The sequence below is a fragment of the Paenibacillus sp. IHBB 10380 genome (assembly GCF_000949425.1).
Taxonomy (GTDB): domain Bacteria; phylum Bacillota; class Bacilli; order Paenibacillales; family Paenibacillaceae; genus Paenibacillus_AQ.
In genome coordinates this window covers 45,660-57,534 of the sequence record NZ_CP010976.1, presented here as the reverse complement: position 1 = coordinate 57,534, position 11,875 = coordinate 45,660, and the positions used below count along the sequence as shown (strand labels likewise).

General features: G+C 41.2%; 13 protein-coding genes. 4 read left to right on the top strand and 9 right to left on the bottom strand.

Annotated features, from left to right (window positions below):
• Positions 1 to 244 precede the first annotated feature (244 nt).
• Complete coding sequence (locus UB51_RS00255; RefSeq protein ID WP_044875563.1) at positions 245 to 913, bottom strand: Type 1 glutamine amidotransferase-like domain-containing protein; 669 nt, start codon at positions 911 to 913, stop codon at positions 245 to 247.
• Between the two features lie 90 nt (positions 914 to 1,003).
• On the opposite strand from UB51_RS00255, the gene UB51_RS27495 reads away from it, so the two are divergent.
• Positions 1,004 to 1,264, top strand: a complete 261-nt coding sequence (locus UB51_RS27495; RefSeq protein WP_324607733.1) for a tyrosine-type recombinase/integrase — start codon at positions 1,004 to 1,006, stop codon at positions 1,262 to 1,264.
• A gap of 172 nt (positions 1,265 to 1,436) precedes the next feature.
• Here UB51_RS27495 and rlmD read toward each other — a convergent pair whose 3' ends face one another.
• Genes rlmD through UB51_RS00235 form a run of 4 tightly spaced genes read right to left on the bottom strand, consistent with a single transcriptional unit; the run spans position 1,437 to position 4,904 of the window.
• Positions 1,437 to 2,885, bottom strand: coding sequence for a 23S rRNA (uracil(1939)-C(5))-methyltransferase RlmD (rlmD, locus tag UB51_RS00250; protein WP_044875562.1), 1,449 nt, complete (start codon positions 2,883 to 2,885; stop codon positions 1,437 to 1,439).
• Positions 2,886 to 2,935: 50 nt separating this feature from the next.
• Complete coding sequence (locus UB51_RS00245; RefSeq protein ID WP_044875561.1) at positions 2,936 to 3,820, bottom strand: diacylglycerol kinase; 885 nt, start codon at positions 3,818 to 3,820, stop codon at positions 2,936 to 2,938.
• A 21-nt stretch (positions 3,821 to 3,841) separates the two neighbouring features.
• Positions 3,842 to 4,612 (bottom strand): sirohydrochlorin chelatase, encoded by a 771-nt coding sequence (locus UB51_RS00240; RefSeq protein WP_044875560.1) that lies wholly within the window; start codon positions 4,610 to 4,612, stop codon positions 3,842 to 3,844.
• Between the two features lies 1 nt (position 4,613).
• Positions 4,614 to 4,904 (bottom strand): YerC/YecD family TrpR-related protein, encoded by a 291-nt coding sequence (locus UB51_RS00235; RefSeq protein WP_044875559.1) that lies wholly within the window; start codon positions 4,902 to 4,904, stop codon positions 4,614 to 4,616.
• Positions 4,905 to 5,215: 311 nt separating this feature from the next.
• Between UB51_RS00235 and UB51_RS00230 the strand changes: the two genes are divergently transcribed.
• Positions 5,216 to 5,803 (top strand): hypothetical protein, encoded by a 588-nt coding sequence (locus UB51_RS00230; protein ID WP_044875558.1) that lies wholly within the window; start codon positions 5,216 to 5,218, stop codon positions 5,801 to 5,803.
• Positions 5,804 to 5,869: 66 nt separating this feature from the next.
• Here UB51_RS00230 and corA read toward each other — a convergent pair whose 3' ends face one another.
• The 4 genes from corA to UB51_RS00210 form a co-directional block, all read right to left on the bottom strand.
• Complete coding sequence (gene corA, locus UB51_RS00225; protein WP_044875557.1) at positions 5,870 to 6,829, bottom strand: magnesium/cobalt transporter CorA; 960 nt, start codon at positions 6,827 to 6,829, stop codon at positions 5,870 to 5,872.
• Positions 6,830 to 6,943: 114 nt separating this feature from the next.
• Entirely contained in the window at positions 6,944 to 7,933 is a 990-nt protein-coding gene (locus UB51_RS00220) for an inorganic phosphate transporter (RefSeq protein ID WP_044875556.1), read from the bottom strand.
• 14 nt (positions 7,934 to 7,947) lie between these two features.
• Positions 7,948 to 8,565 (bottom strand): DUF47 domain-containing protein, encoded by a 618-nt coding sequence (locus UB51_RS00215; RefSeq protein WP_044875555.1) that lies wholly within the window; start codon positions 8,563 to 8,565, stop codon positions 7,948 to 7,950.
• Positions 8,566 to 8,767: 202 nt separating this feature from the next.
• A complete protein-coding gene (locus UB51_RS00210; protein WP_044875554.1) occupies positions 8,768 to 9,838 on the bottom strand; it encodes a DUF3048 domain-containing protein in 1,071 nt (356 codons plus the stop codon).
• A gap of 545 nt (positions 9,839 to 10,383) precedes the next feature.
• On the opposite strand from UB51_RS00210, the gene UB51_RS00205 reads away from it, so the two are divergent.
• Together UB51_RS00205 and UB51_RS00200 are read left to right on the top strand one after the other, a co-directional pair.
• Entirely contained in the window at positions 10,384 to 10,902 is a 519-nt protein-coding gene (locus UB51_RS00205) for a DoxX family protein (RefSeq protein WP_044875553.1), read from the top strand.
• Positions 10,903 to 11,242: 340 nt separating this feature from the next.
• Positions 11,243 to 11,785 carry a DoxX family protein gene (locus UB51_RS00200; RefSeq protein WP_044875552.1) on the top strand — a complete coding sequence of 181 codons (543 nt, stop codon included), beginning with the start codon at positions 11,243 to 11,245 and terminating at the stop codon, positions 11,783 to 11,785.
• The last annotated feature ends 90 nt before the right edge of the window (positions 11,786 to 11,875 follow it).

Below are 11,875 nucleotides of genomic sequence, written 5' to 3'. Positions count from 1 at the left end.
GCTTACATAAATCGAATGTTGAAATCACGTTAATAAACCTATTTTGGGATGCTAAATCATGTATTCGTTTCCATTTCTCGATATTCCTGCCCGACAATAAGTCCTGGAGATAATAAGATTGCATTTGTTTACAAACAAGTATTCCAATCATAGAGAGGAGACCTTGGATGATTCGCTGTAAGCCTTGATTGATTTTATACATCAGGAGGAATTAATTCTGTTAGGTCACAGCCACTCACCCTAATTAGAGCGTCTCAACCAATTTTTGAATCTTTGAGTGGGAAATTAAATATACAGGACCCATTATTTCTATTTTGCCGTCCTTTACACGTATAGCGCTCTCCTGTTCTGCAGCATAAACATCAATCTCTTCAGACAAGGGGAACAGGTAGCCTTGAACAAACGTGGCGTAGTCGCGTTTAGAATGAGACTCATAGGCAAAATGATTAAAGCCAATACCATCATAAATAGTACTTGTTTCAACTTCATTGCCAGTCTCTATCAAGCTTAACCATTTGGCAGCCATGTTTAACGCGCCAGCGCTGGCACCCATTATAACGGCATTGCTGTTCTTAATAACATCCGATAATTCATATTCCGCCAAAAAATCGTTCTGCAAAACAGGATATCCACCGCATAAAAAAATGACAGAAGCGTTTTGAATGAATCGCTGGGCATCTTCCTTCTGCATGCGGTAATCAATGAAATGATATTCATTAAAAATAATGTTAGCCTGATTAAACCATGTCCTTTCAAAAACATCATCACTGTTAACTTGCTCATCTTTATAACCAGACGGTTGAGCGCTAATCATAACAAGCGATTTTCTGTCTGTTATATCCTCATGCAACAATTTGACCAGCTTCTCTGGAAAAATATCATTAAACCAACTGAAATAGTAGTGAGTCTTCAAACTTAATTACCTCCATATGTACTATTTACATTCATCCATTCTTAACGATAAAACATATTTTTCATAACTCCAACTCTATATTACCATAAATTGGAATTGAAGTATGAGAATTATGTTTCTTACGTTAACCTGCCCGTTAGCTTAATAAAAAGATCAGGATACCGAAATAACCTGCGGCATACATCTGCTACAATTCTAATTAACCAGGGCGTACACGCCAAAATAATATCGGAGCGACTTGGTCATGGAAGCATTACCACAACAATGAATATCTATGGTCACGCTCTTCGACCAGCTGATCAAACTGCTGCTGATAAGTTTGAATCGTTATTAAAAAATAAAACTTCCTGACAACAAAGATGACGCACAGGATCAAAAATTCCTGGCGTCATCTTTATGTTCTTTTAGGTTGTTCTCCGATCAATTTTTACATCAATTTTACATCAACGCACTTTTTAGTACTCTGTTCTACCGATATTACTGATACTGTTATACAGACTAATACCCAGTATTTATAAGGGTCTCAACATTCTGTATTATTCTTTATCAACAACGCAACCGACTCCACATGCACCGTATGCGGAAACATATCCACCGGCTGCACTTCTACCGTTCTATACCCGCCATCCTCGAGCACTCTTAAATCCCTCGCTAACGTCGAGGGATTGCAGCTGACATACACAACCCGCTCCGGCTGCATCGCTAGGATCGTCTCTAGCAATCTTGGATCGCAACCTTTTCGCGGTGGATCGACGACGATGACGTTGGGGGTGATGCCTTGTTCTTTCCAACGTGGGATGACATCCTCGGATGCACCAACTTCGAATGTAACGTTATTCATTCCGTTAAGCTCTGCATTGGCACGCGCGTCTTCAATCGCTTCAGGTACGATTTCGACACCGTATACCTGCTTAGCATGCTGAGCTAAGAACAATGAAATTGTACCGATACCGCAGTAGGCATCGATTACGGTCTCGGCTCCTGTAAGTCCAGCGTAATCCAACGTTTTGCCATATAGCACTTCCGTCTGAACTGGATTGACTTGATAGAAGGAACGCGCGGATATGGCGAACTTCACATCACCGATGTAATCATATATAACTTCATTTCCCCAAAGTACCTTAGTCTGATCTCCAAAGATGACATTTGTCTCTTGGGTGTTAATGTTGTGGCAGATGCTAGTTACTGCCGGCATAGTCTTCCTAATTTCAGCAATCCATGTATCTAGGTTAGGAATCTTCGCGCCATTCGTCACTAGGACAATCATCATTTCTCCGGTAGTGAAAGCTACTTTGACGACAACATGTCGCAGAAGTCCTTGACCTGTCTCTTCATCATAGGCAGTGATGCCTATCTTACGACCGATGGCTTTGACATGAGCGATGATTTCATCGTTACTTTCATGCTGAATGAGACATGTCTCCATCTCAATAATGCGATGGCTACCACGTGCATAGAAACCGCCAATAAGACCCGCTTCGGATGCACCGATGGGTACTTGGGCTTTATTACGATAACGCCACGGATCACTCATACCAAGTGTAGGAAGCACGGTTATTCCTTGTTCTCCTGTCACATTCAACTTCCCGATCCGCGTAAGATTGTCCACCACGAGTTGTCGTTTCCACTCTAATTGCGCGTTGTATTCCATATGCTGCAATTGACAGCCGCCGCATTGATCATAAATGTTACAAGGTGCTTTTATCCGATCTGGACTCGCCTGAACGATATCCATCAGCTTGGCATAGCCAAACTGCTTCTTTGTCTTAAGTACTTTCACACGGGTTTTCTCCCCTGGGAGTGCACCCGGCACAAAAAGGGTATAGCCCTCTGCGCGACCTACCCCTTCTCCGTCATGGTTCATACCGATAATGTCGATTACGACTTCATCGTTCTTGGATACCGGCAATCCGACAATGGGGGTCGAACTGCTACGGCGACCGGAGTTCCGGCCGCTGCGGTGGTTTCTCATGATGCTATATTCACTTCTTTCTTTATCTTCTATCTTCTCTTCTTGTTTCTTTAAGCAAAAATACGCATATGCTGCTTCAACACTTGGAAGGTTGCAGGAAGTGAGCCACCTAGCTCACCATCCAAGTTAAGTAATACTTCACCCGGTGAGGTCACTTCAATATGATCGGTCTGAAAATGGATCACATTCTTATCATTCAAATGTCCACCACGTAATGCTAATCTGACGACACGTACGAATTCTGCCAAATTACAATTCTTAAGAGCAATGACATCGAAGAGACCATCATCAATAGTAGCACTAGGTGCAAGCTTCTCGAAGCCACCTACAGAGTTAGTATTGGCAATAAGGAATAGCATGAATTCATCATGAATGGTTTCCTGACCGTTAGCCTTGATAATAAGTTCCTGAGGTGACAGGCTGACCATCTTCTCGATCCCTTTGAGATAATAAGCTAGTTGGCCAATAAGCGTCTTAAGCTTACTAGGCACGTCGTAGGTTAATTCAGTCAGTGTACCGCCACCTGCAATGTTAATGAAGTAACGATCGTTAGCTTTACCGATATCAATCGGACGCGTCTCTTGACGTATGATCACATCACAATATTCTTCCCAATTCTTCGAGATTCCAAGCCCTCTGGCGAAATCATTGGTCGTTCCAAGTGGAAACAAACCGAGCGGTGGAAGGTTGTCCTTCTCCGCCATGCCGTTAATGACTTCGTTCAGCGTACCATCACCACCTGCAGCAATAATAAGGTCATATCCTCGCCCTACTGCATCTGCCGCTTCCCTAGTCGCATCTCCTTCTCCTGTCGTTGCGTGGACGGAAGTCTCAATGCCACCTTGGTCGAGTCGTTGTAATATATCTGCCAGACGCCGTTTCATCTCTTCCCGACCTGAAGTGGGATTATAAATTAACCTAGCTCTCTTGTTCATACTAAGAACCCCACCTGTTTATCATAATTTCAAACTTTCTAACATGTAATGTACCTGATTACCTATCCATTCAGATAACAACGGATGCGGTAGAATAGCTCTACCTGTATAAAGATAAGATAACCCCTTAAGACGATCAGGAATCACTTTTCGTATGAAATAGCCCTCACTTAAAAAAAGAGGAGCAACAATTACCTGATATCCATGCTCTTTCTGCCAATATTCGGTACGTTCACGCACCGAATCTGGATTCAGTAAAGCATAGTCAACAGCTATCACATCACTAATATTCTGCACTTTAAGAGCAAGTGAGGATATCTTCTTCACCCAGCGTTTTCTAAAATCCTCATAAATACTACCATGACCTACGAGTAGAATGACTTCTTGCTTCGGTTCTACACATAAATCACGAACCTTGTCCCAGATCATCTGGGCAACCACAGGGTCATCGTCCATCGGAGTTCCATAATGTATATTAGCACGAATGCGGAAAAGATCTAGATTAGTATCTGAATCGGCTGTTTCTTTTGCTCCCAGTGCATAAGCTATTTCATCCACATGAGTACTTCCAGACGATACAAATAGAGGAATTACGACAATGTCAGTAACACCTTGATCTTCAAGAGCATCAATGCCATCCTGAATGAGTCTTCCTTCCAAGATCTCCAAGAACGAAACCGCTACAGGGATATCCCCCTGTAGCGGCAACTGTTTGACCGCTTCATCCACCAATTCAACCCAAGAAGACTCCCTTGAGCCATGGCTGATAATAAGCACGCCCGGCTTACGCATCTTAACGTCCTAGACGCTCTAGTGACATTTTATACCCATCGTTACCATAGTTCAAGCAACGTTTCACACGTGAAATGGTAGCAGTACTTGCCCCCGTCTCGGCCTCTATCTGATTATATGTTGAACCTTTGCCTAGCATACGAGCTACTTCTAGACGCTGAGAAAGTGACTGTATCTCATTCACTGTACACAGATCATCGAAAAATATATAACACTCTTCTAAATTTTTAAGAGTCAATACGGCTTCAAATAATTGATCAACACTTTTGTCATCTAGTTTCTTTAATTGCACTGGCTAATCATCCCCTACTGTTACTAAGTAACCTCATTGTACCTGACTCGATGCAATCTTTTCAAGCATTAACGGTTTATCGCTTTACAGAACAGAAATATTACAGATTTATTACAGATTTATTAAAGCTTAATACAGAGTGCTAGATACATCCGCATCCTATCTATAAGCGTTATTCCACTTGTATATTCTTCTAGGCATATGCCCCTTTCACCTGCCTACGCAAGAATAACCGGGCATCCGTCCATACCTTATGTTTGCCTATCACATACATATACAGTAAACCCACACAAAAAGGAAAGTGATAATTCATGGTTCAACATTACCATCATCGTTCCCCGAGCAATAAACGTTCACTGTCCCAGTCATACACAACCCCCTCATTGGACTCCCAATACATTTATCCTGGTATTAGTCCTTTCGGAGATATCCCCCAAGTAGGAGCTTCAGCCCTTACTCCTTTTCAGGGAGCTGCAGAGGGGTTGGCCACTCCAAGTACCGCCCTTGGCGCCGCCGAGTGGATTAACCCTGTTGTGGAAATTGCCCCTGTGGCTGCCGCAGCTAAGACCGGCTTCTCATTAGCAAGTCTGGGCGAGCTTAAAGGCGTCATTGATCGAATGGGAGGAATAGATGGCCTTGTCAGTTCTATAGGCAAATTTCAGAAAGTAATGTCAAGTGTTCAGCAGATGGCCCCTATGGTTAAGCTAGTGATGGGCTCCTTAGGCAAGGGTACAACAAAAGGAAAATCAAGTGAAGACGGAGATGGCATGTTCTATATTCCCCCTAAACGGCGACGCAAGAAATCCACCTCTAAAAGCAAGAAAAACACTTCACGTCGTACTTCTAAAGGGAAAAGTACATCTAACAAAAATACTCCTAATAAGAAGCGACGTAAATAACACCCATGTACAGGAAGTGTTGCAATTTAAGGGAGTGCCCGCAATAAAGCGAGCGAGTACTCTCTTTTATTTGAACCACCCCCTGCGTATGAACCACAGCACCATGCCTCCACCTAACAAGAACATGAATGCCATTACCCCTGCATAACCATATTGAAAGTTAAGTTCGGGCATGTACACAAAGTTCATTCCATAAATTCCAGCAATCAGCGTAAGTGGCATGAAGATCGTCGTAATGACCGTTAGCGTCTTCATAATAGCGTTCATACGATTTGAATTAACGGATATATAACTATCACGTAAGTCCGCTGTCATTTCACGGTCTGCTTCTATCATATCTGCGAGCTTCAATAGATGGTCATAAATATCTGAGAAATATACTTTGTGTTCCCCACTGCTCTGAACATGCTGCGAATTAATAATTCTATACATGAGATCCCGCATCGGTACAATCGTTCGGCGCAACTTCAGAAGTCGTCCTCGTAAATTGAATACTTGACTCATCAACTCTTCTACAGATTCATTCCCCCCCTGAGTTTCAAGCTCAGCCAGTTCATCCTCAATAGAATATAAGCTAGGAAAGTAACGATCTACCATCATGTCAATCATCGTATAAGCGCAGGCGATGGGGCCACGAGACCATATTTTTCGATCATGCGCATGCTGTACAATTTGTGCCCAAGCTTCATCGATCTCTGGAAGCTCTCTTTGATGAAAGGAGACCAATAAATCAGATCCTAAGAATAAATCCACTTCCTCTGCATGCAACGTATCCGGATTAAGCGCATGTAACACAAGAAACTGTAGATCTCCATAGAAATCAAGCTTCGGTCGCTGTAGCACATACATACAATCTTCCACAGCCAGCGGATGGAAGTGGAAATACGTATCCAGCAGTAGTGATTCTTGCATCGTTGGAGCATTGAAATCTACCCATAACCAAGCATAATCGCTCATTTGGATCTCTTCTAAAGGAATCCCCACCTTGATGTCATGTGAATGAGTAATGGCAAGTGTCCTAATCATAGACTATCCTTCTCTCTTTATGTCACTTCTTTCCATCATACAAAATGAAACAAAAAAAGCCAACCTTCAGCGATTGGCCCACTCTATCCCTATTATCTCTATACATGAATCTTCTTAGAACAAAATTTTAAATATTACACCTGCAAGCAAACCTGAAATTGGAATGGTAATGAACCATGTGATTACGATTCGTCCAGCAAGTGACCATTTTACCTCAGAGAACCGTTTCGCACTACCTACACCTAAGAGTGCGGATGTGATTGCGTGCGTCGTACTCACTGGCATATGTAGTACGGTTGCCGTCATAATAACGGCTGCTCCTGACATATCTGCGGCAAAACCATTGATCGGTTCGATTTTGAAAATTTTAGTACCCATTGTTTTAATGATTTTCCATCCACCGATAGATGTACCTAATGCCATAGAAGTCGCTGCTGCAATTTTCACCCACATTGGCACTTCTAGAACGTCTAGATTCCCTGAGGTTACCAAAGCAAATGTAATGATTCCCATAGCCTTCTGTGCATCATTCGTTCCGTGAGTGAATGATTGAACTGCTGCCGTAACAATCTGCATCGTCCGGAAGCCTTTGTTGACTGTATGAGGACTCCTATTAGCAAAGATCCACTTAAGAACAGTCATAAAAACATATCCAATGGCAAAAGCAATCAACGGGGATAATATTAAGACTTCAAGGATTTCAATGAATCCACTCCATTTAACTTTATCCGAGCCCGCTCCTACCAGCACAGCACCTGTTAAGGCTCCGATTAAGGCATGTGAAGACGACGATGGAATACCGAACCACCAAGTTACTAGGTTCCAGATAATAGCCGCAAGTAATGTTGCAATAACGATTTCGATCCCATTGTCTAACGTCGTAGGATCTGCAATACTTCCTCCGATGGTCTTAGCAACCCCAGTAAAGAGCATTGCGCCGAGGAAGTTCATAGCTGCAGCCATAAGAATCGCAACTCGCGGTTTAAGTGCTCGTGTAGATACAGAAGTTGCAATGGCATTCGCTGTATCATGAAAACCATTAATGAAATCGAATGCTAAAGCAAGAAAGATGACGATAGCTAATATAAAAAATGACGTTTCCATGTTAATAAAACTCCTTAAGAGTTGCTCATAATAATCGATTCCAGCATGTTGGCTACATCTTCACACGTATCTGTAGTTTGTTCAAGACGTTCATAAATCTCTTTTTTCTTAATCAGTTCGATAGGATCACTCACGGTGTCAAATAAGTTCTTCACACAAATTCGAAGTAAATCATCACCTTGATTCTCAAGGTCGTTAAGGCGAATCGTATGTTCACGAATTTGAAGAAGTTTTTTCTGAGACAACAGATGGATTGCCTTCTGAATAACATAAGCTGACTGACGCAATATCTCAGCAAATTGTACAACATACTCATCCGGATTGAGATGATTATACATATAGAATCGAGAAGCGGTAGCTTCGATACCATCCATAACATCATCCATACTCGTTGTCAGATCCATAATGTCATCGCGGTCGATCGGCGTAATAAACGTTTTGTTGAGTTCCTTAATAATCGTGTGTGTGTATTCATCACACTGCGATTCATATTTTTTCATTTCTTCAATAAAAACGTTTATATCTTGAAGATTTGAAACTTGCTGAGCGAAGTAATCAGCGGCTTGTACAATCGTATCTGCCATATTCTCCAGTGTTTCGAAAAATATATCCTTCTTCTTATTAAACCTCATAACGATTACCCCTTTACAGAATATTGCCGTGAACGAAAACTTAACGAAAAATGACAACCTACGTTATCTTAACATATCCTATAGGCTTTTTTAAAGGCGAATTCGATCTTTTTTTACAACCTTCTCGAATGCATATCATAATCAACCAAATACAGCGAATTCACCCAATTGTTCCCTTTATAATGCCATATTCCGCTCTTTTTTATTCAGCATTCGTCACGGTAACGTGACTGTCGAAATTAGGTTCATTCGGAACAATATTAATATACGTAGTCCCAGGTACGAATGGAACTTCAATTCCATCCTTAACAAATCTAATCAAATCGTCTGTTTTATGTATCCAGTTGCCTTTAATCATCACGCCACGCTGAAACAACATCGCCTCGCCACCTGTGTTCACATCAACGGAAAGCCTTCCCACATCATCCAGCACTTTATGGTTTGCTCCCATAACGATTACATTTGCAGCTTGTAGTTGCTCATTGTTGTTAAGATCAATGTGTGCGCTGTCATTAATGGATCGCTTGTACATTTGTGAAGCTGCATCATATTGATAAGAGACTTTGTATCCTTTAAGTAAAAAGCTAATATCGATCTTATTCGCATTCTCACCAGTAATAAGTTCATCATTTGTACGGAAAGTATAATTTGGAATCGTTACTTCTGTCTTATACTTGAGTCGATCTGCACCTGCACGTAACTTCTCAACATCAGTATATAAATTATGAGGCGCCTTGCGGCTCTTATCTCTCCAAAAGGATGCCCCAGCGTTGCCGATCTCATCAAGATCTTCCTTGTGCTGCTTTTGTATAATTGAATAAGCCTCTGGACTTCCCCCTGCATGCACTAACAATCCGTTATAACTCTCACCTAGTTCAATTAAATAAGGTCTTATACTTCTTACAGGACCTACTGTTACTACATCACCATGACTTTGAAAAATAGCGATGAGACGCGTTATCCCTCCTTCTGCTAGCACCTCATATACGATATCTGCTTGTGTAAGTCCTGATTGAGGCCTAGCCTGTGGAGCATTATTAACCATGACTGCGATCGGTCTCTGAGTGGAGATTTCCTTAATAGGAAGTCCTGTAAGTGGGGCTGTAAAGGGTAGACTTGCGACCTCTAAAGGTGGTGGAACTTCCTCTTCTATAGAAGGTACTTCAACGGGTAGTACATCTTCTGCCTTCTGGGTGCCATCGTTACTACAGGATGCAAGTAATAATAATGCCAATAGTCCGCCCACAAGGCTCGGAAATTTTGGTGGATTCATAATAAAGTTGTAACTCCTCTCATTGTGCCAATATCTTCTTATCATTCCATTTAATCATAAAAGCGTCTACTTGTCTGCGTAACTTACCTTAAAGATCCCTGAACCAAAAGTTCTAACACTATTACTTTGTATCAACCATGCCATTTATCAAATCAGGTAATAAATGGATTTAAACGAGTTATCATCCTGAATATTTATTCGAGATCATGAATTCATACCTGCTAAATAGGGAGGCGAACCCTCTATTTAGCATATCTTAAAATTGATTTGTAAAATTTAAGTTAAAAATTTTATTTAAATCTGGACTTTTATCACAATTCATGAAATAATTCACATATAATTCACATATAGGTCGTAACTAATGACCATAACAACAAATAACTCCAATAAATCAACAGAAAATCATAACTTGTGTGTCGATATTATGGTGAAGAATTGGCTAACAGGGAAATAAATGGCATATTCAATTCTAACTGTTATGCGCTTACATATAATAAAGACGGCAAATATTTGTCACACAAAAAACATATTTAGGAGTGGTAATCATGTTTAGCAATTGGTTGAAAAGTACAAAGGCAGCAGCTTGGATTTTAACCGTCATCCGTGTATATGTAGGTTATCAGTGGCTTACAGCAGGATGGAGTAAGTTAAGTCATGGTGGATTTAATGCAGGGGGATTCCTAAAAGGAGCAATTAACATGAGTACCGGCGAGCATCCAGCCGTTCCAGGCTGGTGGGCAGCATTCTTAGAACATGCTGCACTACCAGGCGTCAAATTCTTCAATGTTCTTATTCCATTAGCTGAGACACTAGTAGGACTTGGACTCATTCTAGGAACATTCACTACTTTCGCTGCACTTATGGCTATTGTGATGAACACAGCCTTCCTCTTCTCGGGAAGCTTAAGTACTAACCCACAGCTACTCATACTTGAAATATTCATCGTCATCGCTGCTGCCAATGCAGGCCGTATTGGATTAGATCGTTGGGTAATGCCTTATGTTCGTAGCTTGCTTCACAAGAAAAGATCTCAACCAAGAGTAAATGTAAAGGGCCTTGCATAAAGAATATAACAGATCACTCATCAAGAAGAAACGGCTTCGCCGCCCTTAAAGGGACGGTAACCGTTTCTCGTAGAAATATAAGTAAAGTAAAGTGAGAACTTATACTCCTTATATTTTAAGAAAAGAGGGTGTCCCAGCCATATAAAATGGCCTAAGATACCCTCTTTTTTTGTATAAGTAAGGTAGTTTCGCATACATTTAAAATTTTATTTAAAAATTTATCTTAAATTGTGATTTAAATCACATGTTGTGTGAAATAATTCACATATAATAAAGACATCAAAGATGATCATCACAAAAACAACAAAGAAAAACAAAAAACAACTTGGGAGTGGATATTATGTTTAACAATTGGCTAAGAAATAATAAAGTGGCGGCTTGGATTCTAACCGTCATCCGTATATATGTAGGGTACGAGTGGCTCACTGCAGGCTGGGGTAAATTAAGTAGTGGTGGATTTGACGCAGGAGGTTTCATTCAAGGGGCAATTGCCAATAGTACCGGTAATCATCCCGCCGTTCAAGGCTGGTGGGCAGCATTCTTAGAACATGCCGCACTACCAGGCATCAAATTCTTCAACGTTCTTGTTCCGTTGGGTGAGACGTTAGTAGGACTTGGGCTCATTCTAGGTACATTCACTACTTTCGCTGCACTTATGGCCATTGTCATGAACACAGCCTTCCTTTTCTCGGGAACCGTAAGTACTAACGCACAGATGCTTATACTTGAAGTATTCATTCTGGTAGCAGCTGCCAATGCAGGACGTATCGGACTTGATCGTTGGGTAATGCCTTATGTTCGTAGCTTACTTCACAAAAAGAATAATAAACCTACAACCTTCACTAAACCTCATACAAAAGTAAATACAAAAGCTACTGTATAAAGAACTATATATAAGAAGAAACACAAAAACAGAGGGTGCCCCAGCCATACGAAATGGCTTGGGACACCCTCTATTTTTGTGTATTGTGAG